We start from the raw sequence: 24,445 nt of genomic DNA on the forward strand, positions 1-24,445 counted from the left end.
GTCTCCAATGGAGACTCGGATGAAGCAATATGGCATTGGGCAGTCTGTCGCCCGGTTTGAAGATTCCCGTTTGCTCCGGGGCCGCGGTCGATTCCAGGACGACCGCAACTTGCCAGGCCAGTCGTATGGCGTGGTGCTGCGGTCCCCGCACGCTCACGCGCGAATAATTTCGATCGACACGGCGGCGGCACGTGCCGCGCCAGGTGTTCTGGCCGTTTATACGGGGCAGGATTATGCGGCCGACGGCCTCGGAATGCCGAAGGCGACGCTACCGCGCAAGCGTCCGGACGGCTCGCCCATGTTCGCTCCGCAGCGGCCGGCTCTCGTTGCGGATCGGGTTCGCTATGTCGGAGATCCCGTCGCGTTCGTCGTTGCCGAGAGCCTTTCTCAAGCCAAGGACGCGGCAGAACTGATTGCGGTCGGTTACGAGCCGCTGCCGGCGGTGACGAATACCGCGGCGGCTGCCCAGCCCGATGCGGCGCCGGTTTGGGATGAATGCCCGGACAATATTTCCAATATTGTCGAGAAGGGAAACAAGTCCGCAACCGAGGCTGCGTTCGCGCGCGCCGTACGCACCGTCAAGCGGCGCTACGTGATCACTCGGGTCCACGCGCAGTACATGGAAACGCGCGGAGCGCTCGGCGTCTACGACGAAGGCGATGAGCGCTACACGCTTTACACCGACTGTCAGTATCCGCACCGGGTGCGAAACATGCTGTGCAGCTCCGTCTTCCGGATTCCCGAGAGCAAGATGCGGGTGGTCAGCGGCGACATCGGAGGTGCTTTCGGCAGCAAGGGATGGCAGTACGTCGAACACCGTCTGGTGCTTTGGGCGGCGCGCAAGTTGCGGCGGCCCGTCAAATGGACGTGCGAGCGTTCGGAGGCGGTGCTGGCCGACGAGCATGGCCGCGACAGTGTCGGCGAGATCGAGCTCGGGCTGGATGGCGACAACAAGTTCGTCGGATTGCGGCTGCATCTGATCGGCAACATCGGTGCATATGTCGGATCGGATCGCAATCTTCTGGTGCCGTCGATGATGATTGGCACTGCGGTCGGGGTCTACGATATTCCGGCCGCGTATGCGCTGGTGACGGGTGTTCTTTCCAACACCAGCCCGACCGCACCGTATCGCGGCGCCGGGCGGCCCGAAGCAATCTATCTGATCGAGCGCCTGATCGACGATGCTGCACGGGAGTTGAGCCTCGATCCGCTGGAGTTACGGCGCCGAAACATGATTCCAGCCGAGGCGATGCCGTATCAGAACGCGCTGGGTTGCTATTACGACTGCGGTGATTTTCCAGCGAACATGGATATGGCGCTTGCGGCCGCGGACTATGCCGGTTTTCACGCGCGGCGCGAGCAATCGAGCGCACGGGGGATGCTACGCGGTATCAGTGTGGCCAATGCGATCGAGCAGGCCGCAAGTCCCGCCCAATCTGAATTCGCCGAAATCCGCTTCGACACGAGCGGAAGTGCCCAGTTGTTGATCGGCACCAAGAATCAGGGCCAGGGGCACGAAACGACGTTCAAGCAGATTCTGCATGAACGCCTCGGCCTCGATCCGGCTGATGTGCACTTTTCCGATGGCGATACCGATCAGGTGGCGTTCGGCATGGGCACCAACGGCTCGCGTTCGACCGTTGTTGGCGGCTCCGCGATCTATCTGGCGGCGGACAAGATCATCGAGAAGGGCAAGCGCATCGCCGCCCATCTTCTCGAGGCTCAGGCGACAGATATCGAGTTCGCCGACGGTCGCTTCCTGGTGGCCGGCACCGACCGGGCCGTGCCGTTGAAACAGGTCGCCGCCGCAGCCTTCGTGCCTGCTCGGCTGCCCCCGGGATTCGATGGCGGACTGTATGAATCCGCGACCTATGCGCCCTCCAGGGATACCTATCCGAACGGATGCCACGTCTGCGAGGTGGAAGTTGATCCCGAGACCGGCGATGTCGCAGTCGTCAACTACGTGATCGTCGACGACGTCGGAACAGTCATCAATCCGCTGACGCTCAAAGGCCAGATCGTTGGCGGCATCGCACAGGGGCTCGGACAGATTCTCATGGAGCGCGTCGTCTACGACGATTCCGGTCAATTGGTCACAGCGAGCTTCATGGATTACGCGATGCCCCGGGCGGATGTCTTCAGCCACATCACGGTCAAGAGCAATCCGGTGCCGACAAAGCTGAACCCGCTGGGGGCAAAGGGGGCCGGCGAAGCCGGCTGCGTCGGATCGCTGCCGGCGATCATGAATGCCGTGATGAATGCCCTGGAGCCGGTTGGCGTGCGGCAACTCGATATGCCGGCGACAAGCGACCGGGTCTGGAAGGCCATCCGCAGCGTCGCGCAGGAGAACGGCAAATGAGTGTTCTCAAGGGTGGGCGGCGCGAACGACGGCGGGTGCTTCATGCCGGGAGCGCGCAATGGGCGACGCCGGTCGATGGCAAGCTGATGCTGGACGACGGACGCTCGGTCGGGCTTGAACAGGTTCAACATCTGGCGCCGTGCCGGCCCAGCAAGATCATCTGCGTCCATACCAACTACAGATCGCGAATCTACGAAATTTCGGGTGAGGCGGAGCCTCCCGCAGTGCCGACGTTCTTTCAAAAGCCGGTATCCGCTCTCAACCATCATGGCGGGGAGCTAGTCCTGCCGAAGGGCTGCAAGTTCCTGAACTATGAAGGCGAGCTGGCCGCGATTATCGGCTGCTCCATGCGCAACGTTACACCAGACGAGGTATGGCAGGGCCTGGCCGGCTTCTCCGTCGCAAACGATGTAAGCCTGCACGACCTGCGCGACGCGGATATGGGCGGCATGCTGCGGGTAAAGGGTGTTGACGGATTTTGCCCGGTAGGACCCGGTATCGTCTGGGGGCAGGACATCCGCACCGCCGTGTTGCGCAGCTATCTGAATGGTGCGCTGGTGCAGGAATGCGCGATCGAGGAGATGATCTTCGGCATAGATTATCTGATCGCCGATCTGGCCAGGCATATCACGCTCGAGCCGGGCGACATCATCCTCACCGGCACACCGGCGAACTCCCGTCCCATGGCTGATGGCGATGTCGTCGAGGTTGAGGTTACCGGAATTGGCCGCTTGCGGAACACGGTGCGCGCGGTGCCGGCGCCGCGGGCACTCATCGGCGATCAGCCGCATGACAATGCCGGGATTCGTCGCATTGCTCTTGGAAACGATGAGCGGCTTCCCGGGCATCTGACCCGTGTCGAACTCCAATCACAGGGTAGCTAGGTCATGGATCTTGGTATCAATCAGCGCTCCGCCATCGTCTGCGCCTCGTCGCGCGGCCTGGGAGAGGCGTGCGCCACGTCGCTTGCCCGGGAGGGCGTTCGGGTTTTCATCAATGGCCGCCACCAGGACGCCTTGGACGGCGCGGCGCTTCGAATTGAGAAAGTCACGGGCCAACGGCCGGTCACGGTGAAGGCGGACATTACAACGGAAGAAGGGCGTGAACGCCTGATAGCCGCATGTTCGAGTGCCGACATCCTCATCAACAATAACGCCGGTCCGGCGCCGGGCATTCTTGAAGACTGGGACCGCGCGGTATGGCTCGCGGCGCTGGACAGCAACATGCTGGCGCCAATTCTTCTGATCCGGGCGGTTCTGCCGGGCATGCGCAAACGTCGCTTCGGCCGTATCGTCAACATTACGTCGGCAATGGTCAAATCGCCGGCACCGGGTATGGGCCTGTCGACGGCAGCGCGAACTGGCCTCACGGCGCTGTGCAAGTCGATCTCCCACGAAGCCGCTGCGGACAACGTGACCATCAACAATCTTCTGCCGGAACGTATCGATACCGACCGGCAGCGCTTCATGGCCGAACGCATGATGCAGGAGCAGGGTATTACGCTCGACGAGGCACGCCGCCAGATCGCGGAGAGCCTGTCTGCGAAGCGCTTCGGATTGCCGGGCGAATTCGCCGATGCGTGTGCCTTCCTATGTTCGGCACAAGCGGGATTCATCTCCGGCCAGAATGTGCAGATCGATGGCGGAAGCTATCGCGGCCTAATCTGAGAGAACATTCGATGCCTGATGTGACCATCACCGTGAACGGGAAGCGCGAGGTTCGAACCGTGGAGGCACGCACCTTGCTGGTGCATTTCCTTCGGGAACAGCTGGGTCTCACCGGCACCCATGTCGGCTGCGATACCAGCCAATGCGGCGCCTGCGTGGTCCATCTCGACGGGCGCAGCGTGAAATCCTGCGCGATACTGGCCGTTCAGGCGAACGGCTCGGAGGTCGTCACGATCGAGGGTGTCGGGACGGAAGAGCAGTTGCATCCCATGCAGGAAGCATTTCGCGAACACCATGCGCTGCAGTGTGGGTTCTGCACGCCGGGCATGATCATGCGCGCAATCGATCTTGCCGGCCGTCATCCCGAAGCTGACGAGAAAACCGTTCGCCATGAGCTCGAAGGCAATCTCTGCCGTTGTACGGGATATCAGAACATCGTCGCCGCAATCCTGGCCGGAGCGGTTGCCATGCGGACCCAGGTTTGAACCAGCAGGCGCAGCATGTACAAGTTCGAATATCACAGGCCAAATACTCTCGTCGAAGCGCTGGACCTGCTTGCGCAGGATGACGACGCGAAGCTGTTGGCCGGTGGTCAAACCCTGCTTCCGACGCTACGTCAGCGTCTGGCGGCGCCGTCGGCGCTCGTTGACCTCGCAGGCGTATCCGAGCTCACCGGGATAGGTGCGAAGGAGGGGTTGCTCAGCATCGGAGCGATGACGCGCTACATCGAGATCATCGAGTCCCCGCTGGTTCAGGCGAAGCTTCCATCGCTGTCGCGCGCCGTGGCGCTGGTCGGCGATCCCCTGGTCCGCAACCGTGGCACAATCGGCGGGTCGCTCGCCAACAACGATCCAACCGCCGATCTGACGGCGGCTGTCCTTGCAATGAACGCGACCCTCGTGACCGATCGGCGGTCGATCACCGCCGATGAGTTCTTCGTCGATCTGTTCGAAACTGCTCTGGAGCAAGGTGAAATTCTTGTACGGATCGAGTTTCCGCTGCCGAGCAGGGCGGCCTACCTCAAATTCCGCAATCCGGCCTCGCGCTACGCGATCGTAGGCGTCTTCGTCGCGGAGACCTGTGGCGGTGTTCGGGTCGCGGTGACTGGAGCGCGAGCAAAGGTTTTTCGCGAGCATGCGTTCGAAGCCGCCCTGCAAGCAGAGTTTTCACCGCAAGCGGTGAAAGGCCTGGAGGTCGAGACGACCGGGCTTATCGATGATCTTCATGCATCCGCTGAGTATCGGGCCAATCTGATCTCAGTCCTTGCACGACGCGCGGTCTCGGCGGCGATGACCGAGCCCAATCAAGGGGCATAGAGTCGAAGCGCCGTCGAGTCGCGGCATGACAGCGGCAATGCCGCTCCCGGCGAGAAATGGTTCTCTCCGGGAAATCAAGTGAGGGAGAAGCAGGATGCATGACGGCGTAAAGGACAAAGACCTGACCAAAGAGCAGATCATCGCGAGAAATCTCAAGGTCGTCGACGCCCACTTTCACAATGAAACTCCCGAAAGCGTCGACAAGGCGATCGCCCTTTACGACGACGACATCGTCTGGGAAGCCCCAATGCGAGGGGTGGTCCTGACCGATCCGGTGGAGATCAGAAAATCCTATATGGGGATCTTCAGGACGGTCAAATACAACAAAGCCACGGCGCTACGTCGATTTGCGACCGAGGAATACGTGTTCGACGACCAGATTGCCGACGTTGAAATCGTTGGTGACGAGATGCCGAACCTAGGCTTCCCCATCGGTTCCCGCCTGAATGTCCGGATCACCCACATCTTCTATATGCGTGACGGAAAGATCCGGCGGGAGATCGCCTATGAGGGTTTCCGGAAATGGGGCGGTCCCACCGATGTGGATTCGATACCTGAGGAGGCCGAAGTAACCATCTATGACGCGGCCCGCGCCTAGCGTGGAAGGCGAGCAAGGAGCGGAATCGAGAGTGACATGATGCTGGATCAATCCGGGCTCGATCTGCTCTTCAACACGGCTCGCAGCCAGAATGGCTGGCAAGCCAGGAGCGTCAGCGAGTCGCAGCTCGCCCAGCTTTACAATCTGGTCAGAATGGGACCTACCAGCCTCAATAGTTCGCCGGCGCGGTTCGTATTCGTCGTCAGCGCCGAAGCGAAGCAGCGGCTCGTGGAGGCAGTGAGTGACGGGAACATGGAGAAGGCCCGCACCGCGCCGGTCGTCGTAATAATCGGATACAGCCTCGACTTTCCGAGCCATTTGCCAGTGCTGTTTCCTCATAACCCAGGGGTCGCAAAGTTGTTCGACGGCAAGCCCGATTTCGTCCGGGACACTGCCTATCGCAACAGCAGCCTCCAAGGTGGCTATTTGATGCTGGCCGCGCGCGCGATGGGGCTGGATTGCGGCCCGATGTCCGGGTTCAACCCCGAGAAGGTCGAGCGAGCTTTCTTTCCGGACGAGGGGGTGAGAGTCAATTTTCTTTGCGGGATCGGCTACGGCGATCCAGCAAAGGTGTTTCCGCGCAGTCCTCGACTTTCATTCGATGAAGCCTGCAAGGTCGTTTGAACGACCGAGGAGAGAGCATGAAGCTGGCATATTTCGACGACTACCGACTCGGCGTGATGACGGACCAGGGAATTGTCGACGTCGGCGCGGAGTTGACGGATCTTCCCCGGCGCACGCCCGAGGATCTGATGGCTACCTTGATTGAGCATTTTTCCGAATATCGCGGCCGTATTGAAGAGGCCGCGATCCGCGGCCGGCCGATACCGCTTGCCGACGTCAGGTTTCGCACGCCGTTGCCGAGGCCGCACACGATCGTCTGCATGGCCGTGAACTACGATGATGGTCTGCTCAAGTCCGCGCATACCAATGCCTTTCACAAATCGCCGAGTGCACTGATCGGCCACGATGAGACGATGGTGCTCCCGGACGTTCCGGCCAGTGTTTTCGAGGGCGAGGCGGAGATGGCCGTCGTCATCGGGCGGACGGCGAGTAACGTGGATGCCGAACATGCGATGAACCACGTGTTCGGCTACGTGAATTTCATCGACGGCTCGGCTCGAGGTCTTCAGCCGGCGACAAACTCGTTCTTCCAGATGAAATCGCGAGACACGTTTGCGCCAATCGGTCCGTACATTGTCACCCGTGACGAAATCGCGGATCCGCAGAATTTGCGGATTCGCCTGTGGGTCAATGGCGAGATCAAGCAAGACTTCAATACGCGCAAGATGATCACCAGCGTCAAGGACAGCATAGCCTGGGTCAGCGCCATCCAGACCTTGATGCCCGGAGACATCGTGGCCACAGGCACAGACCACTGCGGTCTGAATGCATTTCAGCACGGAGACACGGTCGAATTGGAGACCGAGGGCCTGGGACGTCTCCGTGTCAACGTTTCGGATGACCTGCGGCGCACCTGGTCGCGCGAGGTGAGACTCGATCGCCATAGCAGGGGTCTCGATCCGATTGCGCCGCAGCTAACCGGGAAATACGCCCCTGCGGGAAGCAAGCCGTAATAACCCCGCCCCGCAACCCGCGGAGCGTGATGTCGGGAGGTATCTTTCATGGCCATGACGATGAATGGCGAAGTTCATCTCGCAGCCTCGCGTGAGGTTGTGTGGGAGAAGCTCAACGATCCATCCGTTTTGAAGAGATGCATTCCGGGTTGCGAAGAGCTGACGAGGTCCGGTGAGAACGAGTTTCAGGCCGTTGCCAAGATGAAGGTCGGTCCGGTGTCCGCGCGCTTCGGTGGACGGGTTACTTTAAGCGACCTGGATCCGCCCAATGGGTACAGGATATCCGGCGAAGGCGAGGGAGGTGTGGCAGGATTCGCCAAGGGCGGCGCGACTGTGGCGCTGGCAGAGAAGGACGAAGGAACTCTGCTCACCTATAATGTCGAAGCGCAGATAGGAGGAAAGCTGGCGCAACTGGGGCAGCGTCTGATCAGCGGTTCTGCAAAGAAACTGGCAGATCAGTTCTTCGTGAATTTCGCCAATGAAGTGCGGTCCTCCGACGCCTGATGACAAAGCGAAGAAGAAAGGGCGGCGGCTCGAAGCCGGCCGGGACGATTGACGGCGTCGGCAGGTTTGAATCGCGGGCACCTTCGATCACGCAGATGAGAATGTTCCTGATGGTCGTAGACGAGGGCAGCTTTGCCGCCGCGGCTCGCAAGATCGGGCGCGCGACGTCGGTCGTCAGTTACTCGATCGCAAAACTGGAGGCGCAACTCGGGGTCTCGCTGTTCATGCGGGACAACACCAGAAAGCCGCAGTTGACGGAGGCCGGCTGGACAGTCCTCTCCAAGACGCGGACGATCATCTCCGACGTCGTTAGCCTGTCCGCGAGGGTGAGAGGTTTGGGCCGGGCGTTCGAGCCAGAGGTTCTCGTCGCATTGGATGGAATCCTTCCATCGCCGCGTGTCGTCGATGCGATTAAAGCGTTCCGGGTGGCTTTCCCGACCGTATCGATGCATGTCCGCGTTGAAGCGTCCAGCGCCGTCGCGCAGCTTGTACTCGCTCGGGCGGTTACGATCGGCGTTAGCGGATTGTTTCCGGGCGAAGCGCTGACCGACGATATCGAGGCGATCGTTATCGGCTCGATCGACCTTGTGCCGGTCTGCTCACCAAGTCATCTGCTGGCCAGGGGAGGCGCTCCCGCCAGCGAGGCCGAACACGTGCAACTTGTGCTGGCGAATCGGTCTGCCGTCGCACCTCTCGATCGCAGCGGGCTCGTACAGCCATGGCGCCTTACCGATCTGACGTCGATGCAGATGTTGCTGAAGGAGGGGGTCGGATGGGGCTATCTGCCCGAGCCCATGGTCAACGCGGATATCGAAAGCGGACAGCTCGTTGCTCTGGGCGGGCAGCCCCGGCGTAGTTGCGTGCTTCACGCCATCTACAGAAAAGACACTTCGCTGGGTCCCGCAGCGTCATTTCTTGTCTCCAGTCTTGTCGGTCAGGTCTCTGGCGAATATGGCCAGGGACCTCAGATCGTTCGTGCGACAAACAAGCGCGCCACAAATCTCCAGGTCGAACGCGGAGCCGCCGGGTCTGGCATTTCACGATCGGTCGGGAAGGCCTAGTCGCTCCATCTCACGTACAGCATCATTGCGCGGCAGTGGCCCTCGGTCCAAAGGTCAACCCCCTTCATGGGGCCGTGCAGCCAGCGGCTCTTCACGTCCTCGGTGGCCCTGGCCGTGACCATTTCGATCAGGTGCTTGATGCCGGCCTGTTCGTTATCGCGCTCTTCGGCCAACAGTTCAGCGACATTGATTTCGCCGTGGATACGCTTGACCGTCTCATAGACGTCGAACGTATATTTCCTGGTGATCTCAACATCGTTCCGATGCGCGAGGTCCGCAGTATGCCCCGATATGAATACGTTGAAGTCGTATGCGAGGATACGGTCGAACGCGCCGAGATACGCAAACATATTTCCGGTGATGTCGAAATCCAGAAGGGGTACCCAGCCTGGCGCGATCATGTCGACGGCCATCAGCACCTTTTCGTTGGGAAGATAGATGACGAGGTCGCCCTCGGGGGAGTGGAATTCGTCACGTTTGAGCGAAATGGTCCTCGATCCGATTTTGAGCGTCGTCTCATCCGTAAAGGTCCGGGTGGGAGGTAGCCTCCGTCCGTCATGTTTGTCGTTGACGAATTTTCCGACGCGATCCTCCGCTATGATTTCCAATCCCGGGCGGGCAAGCATATGGGCGCCGCCGATATGGTCGGAGTGACCGTGCGAATAGATCAGCGTCCTGACCGGCTCGTCCGTTACGTCACTGACCGCCGGTCCAATATATTGCACAAGTGGCTCCGGCGCATCGACAAGGACGACACCTTCTCCGGTAGTCATAAAGAGGCATTGATAGTTTCCATTCGTCAACATGAAGACGCCTGGGGCGGCCTCTCGAGTCAAGAAGCCACGCGAAAGATCGGTGACTCCCTCGGACTTCACGCTGATGCAGTGTTTGCAAACGTCGATTCTCATGACGGCTCTCCGGCAGGTATTCGGGTGAACGCGACGGAATCCAAGCCGTGGCCGACTTTTGCATCGTCTGCGCGAGAATGAGTAATAGTGGCCGCGATCGCACAGTCGCAGAAGTCAGAAAATTTTGGCAACTGGTTTCTATGAAGTTGTCAAGTGACGCCGGCTCTCGATCCTGACCATCATTGGCGTGAACGTCGTCGCGACGCACCGGTCGAACTTGCCAATTCCTTGGAATAGGCTTTCCAGAAAAATCGGACTTCTGCATCGGTGCATTCGTCACCATAGTGGGCGCGGCTAACAGCGGAACACCGCGAGCGCCCAAACACCAGAAACTCAAGGAAGTCTGATGAATACTTCTCCCTTCAAGAAAACGGGTCTTGATGCGATGCTGACGCCCGATAATTGCGCTTTGATATTGATCGATCATCAGCCCTTCCAGGCGGCGGCGGTAAAGAACATCGATGTTGCTCTGATGATCAACAATGCGGTCGCTCTCTCGAAGACAGCAAAGGTGTTTGGAGTCCCGACGCTGCTTACGACCGTCATCAAGGATCGCGGGGGAAATATCTTTAAGCAAATTCAGGACGTATTTCCGGAGCAGGTGCCGATCGACAGGACCTTCATCAATACGTGGGAGGACGAGCGCTGCGTCAAGTGGATGAAGAATACCGGTCGCAAGAAGATCGTGTTTGCCGCTCTGTGGACCGAAGTGTGTCTTGCATTCCCGGTCATTCACTCGCTCGACGAGGGGTATGACGTCTATTTCGTGACCGACGCCTCGGGCGGAACGAGCGTTGAGTCTCATGAAATGGGTATCCAGCGAATGATCCAGGCGGGAGCCGTTCCCCTGACCACCGTGGTTTTCCTGTCGGAGCTGCAGCGGGACTGGGCTCGCATGGAATCCGCCGGCAAGGTCGGGGAAATTCTGCTCGATCACGGCGGCGCCAGCGGGACCAGTCTGGCCTGGGAGCTGCAATTGCTCGCCGGCCGCGAGGGCGTCGGAGCCTGATATCGACCAAGTGGAGGTCGCGCGGAGGGGACAGTTGCACCCATCGGCGCGACTCCTGCGTGGTCGACCGCACCCTTGCCCATCGAGTTTCGGCGCGGAATTCGCGTCGGCTCGCGCCGAGTCCTCTCCTTCGGGCTATTCGAATTAATCGAACGTGACTGTCGATATTATTCGACTATTTAGCTGGTTCGGACGATAGCATGTTGCGTCGGTCGGCGCGGAAATGGACTGCGTCACAAAATTCAGGAGTTTCCGATGCCTAAAGTTCTCGTTCTCTATTACTCGTCTTACGGGCACATCGAAAAAATGGCCGAAGCCGTTGCGGAAGGCGCGCGCAGCGCCGGGGCACAGGTCGACATCAAGCGCGTGCCGGAAACGGTTCCGGAAGCGATCGCCAGGAGCGCCCACTTCAATCTCGATCAGGCTGCCCCGGTCGCAACCGTCTCCGAACTGGAAAATTACGATGCGATCGTCGTCGGGACTGGTACGCGGTTCGGGCGAATGTCGTCACAGATGGCCGCATTCCTCGATCAGGCCGGCGGTTTGTGGGCGAAGGGGGCGTTGCACGGCAAGGTCGGTGCTGCCTTCGCATCCAGTGCCACTCAGCATGGCGGCCAGGAAATGACGCTGTTCTCGATCATCACCAACCTGCTGCATTTTGGCATGACGATCGTGGGGTTGCCATACAGCCACCAAGGGCAGATGAGCGTCGAGGAGATCGTCGGTGGTGCGCCCTACGGTGCCACCACGGTTGCCGGTGGCGATGGATCGCGCCAGCCGAGCGAGATCGACCTCGCAGGTGCACGCCATCAAGGCGAACTGGTCGCAAAGACGGCAGCCAAGCTTTTCGGTTGATCAACAATGCGACGCGCGTGAAGCCCCGGCTTCACGCACACCGCCCACGTTTGTCGCCACGCGATCCGAAGAGGAGACCATCATGTCGGATGATTTTAAGGGAAAAGTCGTGCTGGTCACGGGCGCCGGCTCGGGCATCGGGAGGGAGGCGGCCCGTATCTTTGCGAGCCGCGGCGCCTTCGTCTTCGGCGCGGACCTGAACGAAACAGGTCTGGCCGAGACCGGGAAACTCATCTCCGAGTCCGGCGGCAGAATTGAGGTCATGCGCGTCAACGTCTCGGAGGAAAGTGAAGTCGCCGCTTTTCTTTCTCGGATCGACAAGACCGCAGGCCGTCTCGACGTCGCATTCAACAACGCCGGCATCACCGGTGGCACCCATCGTATTGAAGACTATCCGACCGATGACTTCGATCGGGTTCTCAGGGTCAACCTGCGCAGCGTCTTTCTCGGCATGAAGTACGAGTTGCCGCTGATGAAGCGCAGCGGTGGCGGAGCCATCGTCAATACGGCATCGGTGGCCGCCTTGACGGGGCCGGGTGGCATGAGCGCTTACGCCGCCTCCAAGCACGGCGTGCACGGATTGACGCGCGTGGCTGCAATGGAAAACGCGGCCCATAACATTCGCGCTAACACGCTGGCTCCCGGCTTCACTGAAACGCCAATGGTGGTTGCGAATAGCGCGCAGAACCCCGCATTTGCCGCCAATGCAAAGACCGCCATCCCGGCCAAGCGTGGAGGCGACCCTCGCGAACTGGCGGCCGCGGCCGTATGGCTGGCTTCTGGCGAGGCGAGTTACGTCGTCGGCCACATGCTCGTCGTCGACGGCGGGATGACGATCGGCGGTTTCGAACTCTAGCGCAGAGCGTATCCGCAAGTGAACGATTCATCAGACTGACAGGAGACCAATTATGACCAACGCAATCAGCGAAGCGGCGAAGGCTGTGGTTCGCCGCAACACCGAAGAAGTGCAGGGTGGCGGAAATTTCGAAGTCTTCGAGGAGCTTTTTGCCGACGACTTCCTCGACCATACGCCGCAGCCAAATGGAACGCCCGACAAGGCGGGAGCTCGCGCGCTCTATCACGCTTTGAGAGCCGCATTTCCCGATTTTCACGCCATCATTCACTGGCAGACGGCCGATGGCGAGATCGTGACCACGTTCAAGACCTATCACGGCACGCACAAAGGCGAGTTTCTGGGCGTCGCGCCGACAGGCCGGAAGATCCATTTCGATACGGTCGACGCCATGCGGGTGCACAATGGCAAGATCACCGAGCATTGGGGAGTAGCAAATCTCTTCTCGCTGATGCAGCAGCTCGGCGCCATCGCGCCTGACAGGAAGAAATCTTAACGCATCGGCTGTCGTACGAACGAGAGTCTCCGGCGAATAGTCGAGAGGCCACAACGGGAGCCTACAATGAGCGATATTCTGAACGGCAAGGTCGTCGTCGTGACCGGCGCCTCAAGTGGAATTGGTCGCGCCATCGCGATCGGCGCGGCGCGACATGGCGCGAAAGCCGTCATCGTTTCCGACGTAACCGAGACGCCGCGGGAAGGCGGTGGCCCCGCGGCCGCCGAAATCGGGAAACTCGGCGTCGCCGCGCGGTTTCACCGCACCGACGTGAGCAAACAGTCCGAAAACGATGCGCTGGTGGAAGCGGCGAGCGAGTTCGGTGGCGTCGACGTGTTCGTGGCCAATGCCGGTATCACGTTGCGTTCGGATGGCGCCGACGTTCCCGAGGCGGACTATCGCCGACTCATGTCGGTCAATCTCGACGGTGTCCTGTTCGGCGCGCAGGCCGCCGCCCGGCAAATGAAGAAGCTAGGAAAGGCCGGTAGCATCGTGCTGATGGCAAGTATGGGTGGAATCGCCGGCGCGGGGATCACCGTCGCATACTCGACCAGTAAGGGCGGTGTCGTGCTGATGGCGAAGGCGCTGGCCGACTCGCTCGGGCCCGATGGTATCCGCGTCAACTCCATAGCGCCTGGAACGATCGACACGCACTTATTGCGAACCACGCCGGATATCGCCGAAGCCTCCGAAGGCTTTCGTAAGCGCACGCCGCTACGCCGCCTCGGCAAGCCTTCCGAAGTTGCCGACGCCGTCGCCTACCTCGGCTCCGATCTGTCCAGCTACGTCACGGGGATTGCGCTTCTCGTCGATGGCGGGCTGCTGTCGGTGATCTAGCGCGGAGAGGATCTGTAAAATCTGAAGGTCGGCTGTGTGACGGCTAATCATGTCTGGAGTCTCGTCATGACCACGATGCGCGCTGTTCGATTCTCGACATATGGGCTGCCCTCAGTCCTGAGCGTCGGGGACATTCCAAAACCGATCCTGCAGCCGGGCGAGGCGTTGGTTCAGGTTGCCGCTTCGGCGATCAATCCCAGCGATGTGAAGTTCGTCTCCGGCCTGTTCAACCCGACTCTTCCGCGCACGCCAGGTCGCGACTACGCGGGAATAGTCGTCACCGGATCGCCGCGTTGGGCAGGAAAGGCCGTATGGGGCAACGGTGCCGGTTTCGGCATCAGTCGGGACGGCTCTCACGCCCAATTCTTCGCCGTTCCGGAGGATTGGCTGTCGGAAAAGCCGGCGAACCTTTCGATGGATCAGGCCGCAGCGGTGGGCGTGCCCTATATCGCCGCGTGGTCGGCACTTGTGGTAGCTGGCGAAATTCGAGCCGGCGAAACCGTCCTCGTGACTGGCGCGTCCGGCGCCGTCGGCCGCGCGGCGACGCAGATCGCGCACTGGAAGAAGGCGCGCGTTATCGGCGCCGACGTCAAGGAGAGTCAGGACTCTGGCGCGGACGTCTTCATCAACACCAAGACCAATGACCTGCCCACCATGGTGGCGGCGCTGAACGAGAACAAGGGTGTGAGCCTCGTGCTGGACGCCGTGGGCGGGCCGGTCTTCGAGCCAGCCCTGAAGTCGATGGGGCTGGACGGCCGCCAAGTCGTAATCACGAGCGTCGGCTCCCGTCGCGTCGAGTTCGATCTGGCGGATTTCTACCATAACCGCCAACGGTTGATTGGTGTCGACACCGCCAAGCTCACGGGCCAGGAGATTGCGGCAATCCTGAACGAGCTTCGGCCGGGCTTCGAGACCGGCGCGTTGAAGCCGTCAGCGGTGAAAACCTGGCAACTCAACGATGCGGTGGGGGCCTACGAAGCAGTCGCTGCCGGCGATAGCTCCGCCAAACATATTCTGAAGCCGAACGGCGCCTAGCCGCCCGGCTCGTACAAGGATCCTCCGGAGATGTCTGAATCGGAAATCATATAGTCGGGAGCAGAAACAACTGGAGAGAAAAGGGACTAATTCGCAAACAGTTCATCTGGAATGAGAGCGGGATGGCCGGCGGCGTCTATCAGTGGGAAACCATCGACGACGCCAAGCGGTTCTACCAAGGCCCTTGGCTTGCCGGCATTTTATCTCGCTACTCGATGTACCCCGACATCGAGTATTACTCGACCGTCGCTCTGACGGAAAATCCTGGAGGCGTCGTTACTGCGTTCTAGTCAATCGATATGCCGGGCGTAGTCGACACGAAGCGATGCAAAGAGGTGTTGAACGCGCTCGGGCGTTGGGCTGGTTTGTGACCTCCGGTGCGTATCAAGTCTTGGTACCTGAAGCAGCTGACTTTCGCCGAAAGCGTGGGTCTAATCCCGGTGAACAACCTGAGCGAGGCTATGGTGCACATGGTTAATTCGATCAATATCAGCGCGTTCATCAATAGCAGAGGCATCGGGCGCTTTCAGAAGTGGGTGCTCACGATTTGCTTTTTGATCTCGCTGGTTGACGGATTGGACGCACAAATTTCAAGTGTGACAGTACCCGCCATGGCACGAGATCTTGGTCTCGCACCGAACGAAATCGGGTTGATATTCTCTGCATCTCAGCTCGGAGCGCTTATTGGCGCCTTCGTTTTCGGCTTCTGCGCGGATCGATGGGGCCGGCGGCCAGTAATCATACTATGCGCAGCCATCTTCAGCCTCGGCACGCTCGCGACGATGTGGTGTGGCTCGTTTGCTACGGTTCTGTGTGTTCGTTTGTGCACTGGCATAGGTATTGGCGGGGCTCTGCCAAGCTATGTTGCTCTGGCCACCGAATATGCACCTCGGCGCAGACGCGGGGCCGTACGGGTCAGGATGTATTCTTTCCATTGGACCAAAAGAAAATCGAGTATCGCCTCAAGTTTCTGAATCAGTCAGGGAATGCCAAAGATGCGGAGCAGGCCCTCCTTCGATTCCTGGTGACTTCGGCGCACCTGAATTTGTCTGAAAACAAGACGGAGCAGAATTACTCCTTGCTGGTTCACACAAGTGGCAAGAAGCAAGATCATGAAACCGACCTTCAAACTATCGAAACGTTGGTAAATTCATTAAGTGATAGCAGTGACAAGGCCTTTGGCTATCTAGTAACTCAAGTACACAAGATTGCTGAAGGTCTGTATCCTCAAGCCGACGCCGATGAAATCACCAAGTATGTAGTTGAGAATATTTCTCGCGCGTCGACGGTCGTTCTGAACAGTGAACGCGATCGTGTGGCCGCCGGGGATTCCGCTACCGAGCCAACATCACCTTTCACCATTATCATCGGCGGTAACATCGTATCGAGAGGGGTAACTTTCCCAAACCTCTTGGCAATGTTCTTTACGCGAGATGTTGCCAATAAACTTCAACAAGATACTTACATTCAGCGCGCACGGATGTTCGGCGCGCGGGGTGAGTATCTAAAGCACTTTGAGCTAACGATACCCCAGCAGCTGTATGCCAATTGGCACAAATGCTTTGTTTTCCATAAGCTGGCGCTTGATACTATCGCCAACAACATTGGATCGCCGGTTTGGGTAGGCGACAGCCGCGTGTCCGTTGCCTCAAAAGCGAGCATCAACAACGCCACGGTTGCTCTGGATAAGGGCGAAATGTCGTTTCAGATGTTCGGCTATACTGCCGACCTCGACAACCTGATACTCACGGGCCAAACGAATGTTGACACGCTTAGGAAGCTTATGGCGAAGCTTGGAAAACAAGCGCTGCCGGAATTCTTGATAGATTATATTGAGACCGTACAGCCAAATGGCGACGGCTCTCTGGCCATTCATAAGTGCTCGCCGATCCCGAAAGGCAAGAGCTACGATCAAGCGGCAATCTCACGTGACAAAGGCGTCATGGGTACGTCTCAGCGTGAGCCCGATAAATTTCCAAAGGCGGTGCACCACATAAAGATCTTCTTCAACGAGTCGAAAAAGGCCCGCTTGTTTTACAAGCGCGAGGGCAGCGTCCAGTTTATCCAAAACCAAAAACCTGCTCAGGACTAGATAGATGCCGCAGTATTGGGTCGAAATCTCGACTTTGGCTCACGGTCATGGCTACGCACTACGCCCCGCGTACCGCTTCCCCGGAATAATCGCCTTCAACGCCTCATCCGCCGGCGTGATGCAATAGGCGCGGCCGTCCGCCTGCTTTTCGATCCAGCCTTTCGCCTGCACACCCGCGATGACCTGCTTGCCGGCCGGATGCAGCCGTTCCGGCGGAAGGCCCCGGGTGAGGCTCATCCGTTGTAGCGCGGTGCGCTCGGTGGCGTGCGGAATGTGACTGGGCCGTGCTGGCATTTGTGTCCTCTTCGCTTTCAGCCCGGGCCGTGATGAAAGCCCATCGGGGCCATTCGCCAACAGGTCGTCCGCCGTTGCGTCTCAACCAAGTTGGCGGATTACGCTTCCGCCTTCGCTCTCCGAGCTACGGCGGAGAAGTCGCTAATCCGCCCTACGGGCTGATCTGGACAGCGCCCCAATCGCAACAGCCGCCGCCGCAAACCCGGCGGCGGCGCCGACGCCGAGCGCCCATCTCGGCCCGAGATGATCCGCCACCCATCCGACAATCGGGGCGCCGACCGGCGTGCCGCCGAGGGCTACGCCGAGACGGAGCGCCATCACGCGTCCGCGCATCGCGGGCTCGGTCGAGAGCTGCATCAGCGCGTTCGACGTGTTGAGGATGGTCAGCGAGGCGACGCCGATCACGACCAGCGCGGCCGCGAACAGCCAGTAATTCGGCGCCAGCGCGGCGAGGGTGCAGCCAAGGCCAAAGATCGCGGCGCCGGCCAGCAGCGAGGTGAAGCGCGGCCGCTCGCGGCTTGCGGCCAATAGCGCGCCCGACATCGTGCCGATCGCCATCATCGAGGACAGCAGGCCAAAGCCGCGCGCATCGGTATGGAAGACGCCGACGGCCATGGTCGAGATGAAGATCGGGAAGTTGAGCCCGAACGTCCCGATCAGGAACAGCATGATCAGCGTCGCCCTGAGATCGGGGCGGGACCAGACATAGTGAAATCCCTGCAGCACGCTGCCCTTGGCGCGGATGGCGCGCGCGTTGGGGCGAAGCTCGGATGTGCGCAGCAGGCCCAGCGACGTCAGCACCGCCATGAACGACGCGCCGTTGAACAGGAACGCCCAGCCGGTGCCAACCGAAGCGATCAGGAGGCCGGCAGCCGCGGGTCCGATCATGCGCGCGGCGTTGAAGGAGGTCGAGTTCAGCCCGATAGCGTTCGATAGGTCTCTTTCGCCGACCAGTTCGGCCACGAAGGTCTGGCGCACCGGCGCATCGAGGGCCGCGCTGCAGCCGAACAGGAAGGCGAACACATAGACATGCCAGAGCTGCACCAGGCCGGTGACGGTGAGCAGGCCGAGAATCAGCGAGAGCGCGCCCATCGTGGCCTGCGTCGCCATCAACAGCTTGCGCTGGTTGAAATGATCGGCGGCATAGCCGGACCACGGCATCAGCAGCAATTGCGGCCCGAACTGCAAGGCCATCACGATGCCGACCGCCGACGCGCTTTGATGGGTGAGCTCGGTGAGAACGAGCCAGTCCTGGGCGGCGCGCTGCATCCAGGTGCCGATGTTCGACACCAGCGCTCCAGCCGCCCAGATCCGGTAGTTGTGATTCGCTAACGAGCGAAACGTGCGACTCATGTTGGCCGGGGCTGATTGCCGCCGTGAAACCGTCCGAACCGGCGCGCCAGAAACAGGCCGATCAGAAGTCCACCGAGACCGAGGGCTGCGACGTCGGCGGTCGCCCTCAAACCGAAATCGCCGACGCGGCAGACCAGCAGATATCCGATCATGAGGTTGAAGAAGCCCCAGAGGATGTTGACGGTCGAAGTCGACAGGCCTTCGCCCGGCGGTTTCGCGAACGGGCTCTGGAACGGCTCTCCCATCAGCCCGGCGACGACATGGGGGATCGCGTTGGTGAGGAAGGCGCCGCCGAAGAAGTAGGCTGTGAGGTCAAGCCAGGTCATGCGTGTGGGTCCTTTCGAGGAGATCGATGATGGCCTGCGTCGAGCCGGTCTCGCCGAGCCGCGGGAACACGCTGGCGATGCTATAGTCATGCGCGTCCGGCCGCGCATCCGTCATGGCGTCGACGGCGAGCGTGACGTTGAAGCCCGCCTCATAGGCCTGGCGCGCGGTCGATTCGACGCCGGTGCCGGTCGCGACGCCTGACACCACGACCTGCGTAACGCCGCGACGCCTGAGCTGGTTTTCGAGATCGGTGCTCGCGAACGCGCCCCATGTGCGCTTGGTGACCACGATGTCATCGGGTTGCCGGCCGAGTTCCGGGAGGAGGTCGGTCCAGCCGTCGGGAAGCTGTGTGATGTGGCGTGGCCGCTCGGTTCGTCCGGGTGCTGTGCCATCGACATTGACCAGCACGATCGGCAGCCGGTGCCGCCGAAACGCGGTGACGAGGTTTTGGGCGCGCGTCACGATATCGCCGATCGGATGGATGAACGTCGAGCCGACGACCCAGCGTTGCAGATCGACAATGATGAGGGCCGTGACCGGATCGAGCGTCGTGAGTGCCATGGTCGTCTTTCCGAATATTTTTCGCGAGCGATGCGGCGAGGCCGGCATCAATCCTCGACGAGTCGCTTCAACAACTTGGCGGCGGCGGCAAGTTCCTGCTGCTCGCGCGCGGACAACTTCGCTGCGATGGCGCGCGCCAGCCAATCCTGCCGCGCAGCCCGGCCGGTGCGCAGCCGCTCGCGGCAGGCCTCGGTGAGGGACATGATGGTTTGCCGGCCGTCATCGGGATCGGGGGCACCGCGGACCAGGCCGGCCGCCTCCAGCGCTGCGATCGCCGCGCTCATCGATTGCGGGCGCATCCCCTCCGATCGCGCCAGGCCGGATACGGTCGCAGGCCCATCCTTTTCAAGGCGAAGCAGGACGGCGACCTGGGACGGGGGCAGATCCGCCCGTTGACCCTGCTCGCGAAGCCGGCGCTTCAGCGTTCCAATCAGCAAACGAAGGTCTTCGGCGAGCGCGGATGTCCGCGCCGTCCCGGTACTGCTCGACGAATTGTTCATGCGTGTCGGATTAGCAGATATGAAGGTAAACTGTAAAGTCTATCTTCGCAGTCTATCTGTGGAACTCGGCCGTTGCGTTCTGCGCTGGATCGGGCCGGTCTATCGCTTCCCCGGAATAATCGCCTTCAACGCCTCGTCGCCCGCCGGCGTGATGCAATAGGTGCGGCCGTCAGCCTGCTTTTCGATCCAGCCTTTCGCCTGCATGCCCGCGATGACCTGCTTGCCGGCCGGATGCAGCCGTTCCGGCGGAAGGCCCCGCGTGAGGCTCATCCGCTGTAGCGCGGTGCGCTCGGTGGCATGCGGAATGTGACGAGGCCGCGCTGGCATTCATTTTCTCTTTCGTCTTCAGCCGGGGCCGCGGCGAAAGCCTGCCGGGCCAATTGGCAATTTTTGGGTATCGCGAGTCAGCCCTCCCATACCGTGTTTTGCCCGGCGACGGTCAGAAAAGGCCGGTCGTCTCTGATCTCGACCAGGCCCAGTTCGATCAGCTGCGAGACATGCGCCTGGTTCAGGATGAGCCAGCGCTTTGCTGCGATATCCTTCATCGTCCACCGCAGCTCGATCGCATCCAGACCAAACCGGGCCAGCGGGTCTTCGTTGTCTTCCATTGGGGTCATCGACCTCCCGGCAGATCGACTCCCGACGCGGGCACAAGTTCCACTGGAAGCTGCGGTGAGGGCCGGCTTGCGCGTTATCCGCCTTGGTGGTTGCGACGGCGGATGACGCCTTCGGCTAATCCGCCCTACAACCAGGACATATCCTGCAGAAGTCGCAGCGCCTCGTCGGCCCGGTGGCCGTGTGCCTTTCGAGCACGTAGCGAGGAGGGCGGATTAGCCCAAGGGATCCGACTATCCGCCTTCGCTCGCGGAGCAACGGGGACAAGTCGCTTCGCGCGCAATGACGATCCTGCTCAGGTCTTGCGCATCTTTCCGAGCAAATAGTTGTCGTAATAATTTTCCGCGATCTGGGTGTAGAACATCAGTTCCTTCATATAGGCGTCGTGGCTGTCCTTGGTCTTCTTGAACAGCGGGCTCTTTTCGGCAAGCTCGTTCAAATGGTCCTGCGTCGCCTTGTAGCTCGCTTCCATGACCGGTTGCGGGAACGCGCGCAGCTCGGCGCCGCCCGCGATCAGGCGCTTTAAGGCAGCCGGATTGACGCTGTCGTATTTCTCGAGCATCCACGCGCCGGCGGCGGAGCCGGCCTGGTTGAGGATCTCCTGGTATTGTTTGGGCAATGCTGCCCACTTCTCGTCGTTGACGACCATGTGCAGCATGGCGCCGCCTTCCCACCAGCCGGGGAAGTAGTAGTACTTCGCCACCTTGTAGAAACCGAGTTTTTCGTCGTCATAGGGACCGACGAACTCGGCGGCATCGAGCGAGCCTTTCTCCAGCGCCGGATAGACATCGCCGGCCGCGATCTGCTGCGGCACGATGCCGAGCCGCGCCAGCACGTGGCCGCCCAGCCCGGCGATGCGGAATTTCAGGCCGTTGAGATCCTCGACCGTCTTGATCTCCTTGCGGAACCAGCCGCCCATCTGCGTGCCGGAGTTGCCGCACAGGATGGCGTGAGCCTTGAACGGCTTCAGCGCCTCGTTGACCAGCGCATCGCCGCCGCCGAACGACCACCAGGATGCCTGATGGCGATGGTTCATGCCGAACGGCACGCCGGTCGCATAGGCCAGCGCCGGCTCCTTGCCGATGTAGAAATAAAGCGGGGTCTGCGCCATCTCGACGGTCGCGTTGCCGACCGCATCGAGCGCCTGCAGGCCGGGCACGATCTCGCCGGCCGAAAACGTCTGGATCTGGAACTTGTTGTCGGTGGCCTCAGCGACGTATTTCGCAAAGGTCTGCGCGGTGCCGTAGATGGTGTCGAGCGATTTCGGAAAGCTCGAGGTCAGGCGCCACTTGATCTCGGGCGAGCCTTGCGCGATCGCGGGCGCGGCCACCAGCGTCGTGGCGCCGGCCACGGCGCCGGCGGTGAGGAAGGTACGGCGTTTCATGATGTGTTCACTCCCTTGAAGTCTTGCTGTAGCGCCTAATGCCGCACCACGATCTTGCCGAGGTGCTTGTTGGCTTCCATGTGCTCGAACGCCTTGCCGATCTCGGCGAAGGAAAAGACCTTGTCGATCGGCAGTTGCAGTTTTCGGCTCTCCACCGCGGACCAGATGTCCTTGCGGACCTCGTCAAAAATTTCGCGGATTTCCTCGATGCTGCGGGTACGGAAGGTGACGCCGATATAGTTGATGCGGCGGGCGGCGTGCAGGTCGAAGTTGAAATCGGCATGGGTGCCGCCGAGCCGGCCGACATTGACGATGCGGCCCTTGATCTTGGTGGCCTTGAGGTTCTGGTTGGCAACCGGGCCCGAGATCTGGTCGACGATCAGGTCGACGCCTTCGCCATCGGTCGCTTTCAGCACCTGGTCGACCCAGCCGGGATCCTTCGAATCCACCGCGAGGTCGGCGCCGAAGTCCTTGAGCCGGCCGCGGCGCGCCTCGTCGGTCGAGGAGCCGATCACGAGTTTCGCGCCCTTGAACTTGGCGATCTGCATCGCCATCAGCCCGACGCCGGAGCTGGCGCCCTGGATCAGCACGGTCTGTCCGGCCTGCAGCGCGCCATTGGTGACGACGGCGTTGTGCATGGTCGCGAGCGCGACGGGCAGGGTGGCGGCTTCCTCAAAACTCATGTTGCCCTGCGCCGGCAGATGAAACAGCCGGCCGTGATCGGTCAGCGCGTATTCGGCGAACGCCGCACCGCCCGATCCCATCACGCGATCGCCGACCTTGACGCCCTTGGCATCCGGCCCGAGTTCGGCGACTTCGCCGGCCCATTCCATGCCCAGCACCGTGCCGACGCCGCCGGCAGCGCCATGGGCGTGGCCCTTGGTCATGCCGAGATCGGCGCGGTTGAGGCCGTTGGCGTGAACCTGCACCAGCACCTGCGTGCCCTTCGGCGACGGCTTGGCGACGTCGGTGATCTCGGCGCCGTTGGCGCCGTAAACATAGGCCTTCATGGGAACTACTTTCTGCTGTGGCCCCGATCCTGTTGATCGAAGCGGCTTAGCTCTTGCCTCTGTTTTCGTCATGGCCGGGCAGAAGTGCGAAGCACGTCTTCGCACTAGATGTCCCGGCCATCCACGACTTTCATGCTGCGAGACTGCAAGGACGTGGATGCCCGGCACAAGGCCGGGCATGACGGAGTATTTGTCTGCCTGCGCGGTACTATTCCGCGGCCTGACGGCTGGCGCCGGACATCATGCCATCGAGCCGGCTGCGGATGATGGCTTCGGCCTCGCGCATGATGCGCGACACCAGTTCGCCGCAGGTCGGGATGTCGTGGATCAGGCCCTGGACCTGGCCGGCCGACCAGATACCGTCATCGGCATCGCCGGAGGCGTAGACCATCTTGCCGCGGGCGCCGGCGACGAGTTCGCGGACGTCCTCGAATTTTGCGCCTTCCTTCTCCATCGCGACCACCTTGGTCGAGATCGCGTTCCTGGCGACGCGCGAGGTGTTGCGCATGGTGCGGAAGATCAGTTCGGTCTCGCGCTCGTCGTTGGCGACGATCTTTTCCTTCACCAGCTGATGGATCGGGCTTTCCTTGGTGCACATGAAGCGCGTGCCCATGTTGATGCCCTCGGCGCCGAGCGCCAGCGCGGCCACCAGCCCGCGGCCGTCGCCGAAGCCGCCGGAGGCAATCATCGGAATCTTGACCTTGTCGGCGGCGGCCGGGATCAGGATCAGGCCGGGGGTGTCGTCCTCGCCGGGATGGCCGGCGCATTCAAAGCCGTCGATCGAGATCGCGTCGGCGCCCATCCGCTCCGCCGACAGCGCGTGGCGAACGCTGGTGCATTTATGCAGGATCTTGATGCCGTGCTTCTTGAATTCGGTGACGTGCTCCTGCGGCTTGTTGCCGGCGGTCTCGACCACCTTGATGCCGGCCTCGATGATGGCCTGGCGATATTCGGCGTAGGGCGGCGGCTTGATGGTCGGCAGGATCGTCAGGTTCACGCCGAACGGCTTGTCGGTCAAGTCGCGGCAGCGCGCGATTTCCTTGGTCAGATCTTCCGGCGTCGGCTGCGTCAGCGCGGTGATCAGGCCGAGCGCGCCGGCATTGGCGACGGCAGCGACCAGCTCGGCGCGGCCGACCCACTGCATGCCGCCCTGGACGATCGGGTGCTCGACGCCGACGAGTTCGGTAAATCGCGTCTTGATCATGTTGGCCCTCTGTTTCCCGGCTTGTTTTAT

The 24,445-nt window shown here is 61.0% G+C and carries 30 protein-coding genes; 19 read left to right on the plus strand and 11 right to left on the minus strand.

Features of this window, described 5'->3' with window-relative positions; all coding sequences use genetic code 11:
• The first annotated feature begins 109 nt into the window (after positions 1-109).
• The 10 genes from FFI89_RS12340 to FFI89_RS12385 all read left to right on the plus strand — a co-directional run bounded on the left by FFI89_RS12340 (position 110) and on the right by FFI89_RS12385 (position 9,082).
• On the plus strand, positions 110-2,359 hold the full coding sequence (locus FFI89_RS12340; protein ID WP_210249108.1) for a xanthine dehydrogenase family protein molybdopterin-binding subunit: 2,250 nt from the start codon (positions 110-112) through the stop codon (positions 2,357-2,359).
• Positions 2,356-3,243 carry a fumarylacetoacetate hydrolase family protein gene (locus FFI89_RS12345; protein WP_138836871.1) on the plus strand — a complete coding sequence of 296 codons (888 nt, stop codon included), beginning with the start codon at positions 2,356-2,358 and terminating at the stop codon, positions 3,241-3,243. The genes FFI89_RS12340 and FFI89_RS12345 overlap by 4 nt, the downstream gene beginning before the upstream one ends.
• Positions 3,244-3,246: 3 nt before the next feature.
• Positions 3,247-4,026 (plus strand): SDR family oxidoreductase, encoded by a 780-nt coding sequence (locus FFI89_RS12350; protein ID WP_138836873.1) that lies wholly within the window; start codon positions 3,247-3,249, stop codon positions 4,024-4,026.
• 11 nt (positions 4,027-4,037) lie between these two features.
• Positions 4,038-4,511 (plus strand): (2Fe-2S)-binding protein, encoded by a 474-nt coding sequence (locus FFI89_RS12355; RefSeq protein WP_138836875.1) that lies wholly within the window; start codon positions 4,038-4,040, stop codon positions 4,509-4,511.
• 15 nt (positions 4,512-4,526) lie between these two features.
• Positions 4,527-5,342 carry a xanthine dehydrogenase family protein subunit M gene (locus tag FFI89_RS12360; protein WP_138836876.1) on the plus strand — a complete coding sequence of 272 codons (816 nt, stop codon included), beginning with the start codon at positions 4,527-4,529 and terminating at the stop codon, positions 5,340-5,342.
• A 94-nt stretch (positions 5,343-5,436) separates the two neighbouring features.
• The gene (locus tag FFI89_RS12365) at positions 5,437-5,940 is read left to right on the plus strand and encodes a nuclear transport factor 2 family protein (protein ID WP_138836878.1); all 504 of its coding nucleotides are present in this window, start codon (positions 5,437-5,439) and stop codon (positions 5,938-5,940) included.
• A 36-nt stretch (positions 5,941-5,976) separates the two neighbouring features.
• Positions 5,977-6,564, plus strand: coding sequence for a malonic semialdehyde reductase (locus FFI89_RS12370; protein WP_138836880.1), 588 nt, complete (start codon positions 5,977-5,979; stop codon positions 6,562-6,564).
• 17 nt (positions 6,565-6,581) lie between these two features.
• Positions 6,582-7,517 (plus strand): fumarylacetoacetate hydrolase family protein, encoded by a 936-nt coding sequence (locus FFI89_RS12375; protein ID WP_138836882.1) that lies wholly within the window; start codon positions 6,582-6,584, stop codon positions 7,515-7,517.
• A gap of 48 nt (positions 7,518-7,565) precedes the next feature.
• A complete protein-coding gene (locus tag FFI89_RS12380; RefSeq protein ID WP_138836884.1) occupies positions 7,566-8,021 on the plus strand; it encodes a carbon monoxide dehydrogenase subunit G in 456 nt (151 codons plus the stop codon).
• A gap of 101 nt (positions 8,022-8,122) precedes the next feature.
• Positions 8,123-9,082, plus strand: coding sequence for a LysR family transcriptional regulator (locus tag FFI89_RS12385; RefSeq protein WP_246669431.1), 960 nt, complete (start codon positions 8,123-8,125; stop codon positions 9,080-9,082).
• Here FFI89_RS12385 and FFI89_RS12390 read toward each other — a convergent pair.
• Entirely contained in the window at positions 9,079-9,990 is a 912-nt protein-coding gene (locus tag FFI89_RS12390) for an MBL fold metallo-hydrolase (RefSeq protein WP_138836888.1), read from the minus strand. The genes FFI89_RS12385 and FFI89_RS12390 overlap by 4 nt on opposite strands.
• A gap of 346 nt (positions 9,991-10,336) precedes the next feature.
• Here FFI89_RS12390 and FFI89_RS12395 point away from each other — a divergent pair, with 346 nt between their 5' ends.
• The 9 genes from FFI89_RS12395 (at position 10,337) to FFI89_RS12430 (ending at position 17,167) form a co-directional block, all read left to right on the plus strand.
• Positions 10,337-10,999 (plus strand): hydrolase, encoded by a 663-nt coding sequence (locus FFI89_RS12395; RefSeq protein WP_138836890.1) that lies wholly within the window; start codon positions 10,337-10,339, stop codon positions 10,997-10,999.
• A gap of 255 nt (positions 11,000-11,254) precedes the next feature.
• Complete coding sequence (wrbA, locus tag FFI89_RS12400) at positions 11,255-11,854, plus strand: NAD(P)H:quinone oxidoreductase (RefSeq protein ID WP_138836892.1); 600 nt, start codon at positions 11,255-11,257, stop codon at positions 11,852-11,854.
• 82 nt (positions 11,855-11,936) lie between these two features.
• Positions 11,937-12,710, plus strand: coding sequence for an SDR family NAD(P)-dependent oxidoreductase (locus FFI89_RS12405; protein WP_138839195.1), 774 nt, complete (start codon positions 11,937-11,939; stop codon positions 12,708-12,710).
• Between the two features lie 52 nt (positions 12,711-12,762).
• The gene (locus FFI89_RS12410; RefSeq protein WP_138836894.1) at positions 12,763-13,203 is read left to right on the plus strand and encodes an ester cyclase; all 441 of its coding nucleotides are present in this window, start codon (positions 12,763-12,765) and stop codon (positions 13,201-13,203) included.
• 66 nt (positions 13,204-13,269) lie between these two features.
• On the plus strand, positions 13,270-14,040 hold the full coding sequence (locus FFI89_RS12415) for an SDR family NAD(P)-dependent oxidoreductase (protein ID WP_138836896.1): 771 nt from the start codon (positions 13,270-13,272) through the stop codon (positions 14,038-14,040).
• Positions 14,041-14,106: 66 nt separating this feature from the next.
• Entirely contained in the window at positions 14,107-15,075 is a 969-nt protein-coding gene (locus FFI89_RS12420; RefSeq protein ID WP_138836897.1) for a zinc-binding alcohol dehydrogenase family protein, read from the plus strand.
• A 122-nt stretch (positions 15,076-15,197) separates the two neighbouring features.
• Entirely contained in the window at positions 15,198-15,365 is a 168-nt protein-coding gene (locus FFI89_RS34320) for a hypothetical protein (RefSeq protein ID WP_168212874.1), read from the plus strand.
• A gap of 321 nt (positions 15,366-15,686) precedes the next feature.
• Positions 15,687-16,049: an MFS transporter gene (locus FFI89_RS35355; RefSeq protein WP_371722510.1), complete on the plus strand. Its 363-nt coding sequence runs from the start codon at positions 15,687-15,689 to the stop codon at positions 16,047-16,049.
• Positions 16,010-17,167 (plus strand): Z1 domain-containing protein, encoded by a 1,158-nt coding sequence (locus FFI89_RS12430; RefSeq protein WP_246669433.1) that lies wholly within the window; start codon positions 16,010-16,012, stop codon positions 17,165-17,167. The genes FFI89_RS35355 and FFI89_RS12430 overlap by 40 nt, the downstream gene beginning before the upstream one ends.
• Positions 17,168-17,218: 51 nt before the next feature.
• Here FFI89_RS12430 and FFI89_RS12435 read toward each other — a convergent pair whose 3' ends face one another.
• The 10 genes from FFI89_RS12435 to FFI89_RS12480 form a co-directional block, all read right to left on the minus strand.
• Positions 17,219-17,461, minus strand: a complete 243-nt coding sequence (locus tag FFI89_RS12435) for a hypothetical protein (RefSeq protein ID WP_138836899.1) — start codon at positions 17,459-17,461, stop codon at positions 17,219-17,221.
• A 141-nt stretch (positions 17,462-17,602) separates the two neighbouring features.
• Entirely contained in the window at positions 17,603-18,814 is a 1,212-nt protein-coding gene (locus tag FFI89_RS12440; RefSeq protein WP_138836900.1) for an MFS transporter, read from the minus strand.
• Positions 18,811-19,140: a hypothetical protein gene (locus FFI89_RS12445; RefSeq protein WP_138836901.1), complete on the minus strand. Its 330-nt coding sequence runs from the start codon at positions 19,138-19,140 to the stop codon at positions 18,811-18,813. The genes FFI89_RS12440 and FFI89_RS12445 overlap by 4 nt, the downstream gene beginning before the upstream one ends.
• Positions 19,127-19,702, minus strand: a complete 576-nt coding sequence (locus tag FFI89_RS12450) for an isochorismatase family protein (protein WP_138836902.1) — start codon at positions 19,700-19,702, stop codon at positions 19,127-19,129. The genes FFI89_RS12445 and FFI89_RS12450 overlap by 14 nt, the downstream gene beginning before the upstream one ends.
• A gap of 47 nt (positions 19,703-19,749) precedes the next feature.
• Positions 19,750-20,202 carry a MarR family winged helix-turn-helix transcriptional regulator gene (locus tag FFI89_RS12455; RefSeq protein WP_138836903.1) on the minus strand — a complete coding sequence of 151 codons (453 nt, stop codon included), beginning with the start codon at positions 20,200-20,202 and terminating at the stop codon, positions 19,750-19,752.
• Between the two features lie 99 nt (positions 20,203-20,301).
• Positions 20,302-20,529, minus strand: a complete 228-nt coding sequence (locus FFI89_RS12460; protein WP_138836904.1) for a hypothetical protein — start codon at positions 20,527-20,529, stop codon at positions 20,302-20,304.
• A 77-nt stretch (positions 20,530-20,606) separates the two neighbouring features.
• Positions 20,607-20,810 carry a hypothetical protein gene (locus tag FFI89_RS12465; RefSeq protein WP_138836906.1) on the minus strand — a complete coding sequence of 68 codons (204 nt, stop codon included), beginning with the start codon at positions 20,808-20,810 and terminating at the stop codon, positions 20,607-20,609.
• 302 nt (positions 20,811-21,112) lie between these two features.
• Positions 21,113-22,201, minus strand: coding sequence for a TRAP transporter substrate-binding protein (locus tag FFI89_RS12470; RefSeq protein ID WP_138836908.1), 1,089 nt, complete (start codon positions 22,199-22,201; stop codon positions 21,113-21,115).
• Between the two features lie 35 nt (positions 22,202-22,236).
• Positions 22,237-23,211, minus strand: coding sequence for a zinc-binding dehydrogenase (locus FFI89_RS12475; RefSeq protein ID WP_138836911.1), 975 nt, complete (start codon positions 23,209-23,211; stop codon positions 22,237-22,239).
• Positions 23,212-23,419: 208 nt separating this feature from the next.
• Positions 23,420-24,415, minus strand: coding sequence for a nitronate monooxygenase family protein (locus FFI89_RS12480; protein WP_138836912.1), 996 nt, complete (start codon positions 24,413-24,415; stop codon positions 23,420-23,422).
• Positions 24,416-24,445 lie beyond the last annotated feature (30 nt).

It is taken from the genome of Bradyrhizobium sp. KBS0727, from assembly GCF_005937885.2.
Classification (GTDB): Bacteria; Pseudomonadota; Alphaproteobacteria; order Rhizobiales; family Xanthobacteraceae; genus Bradyrhizobium.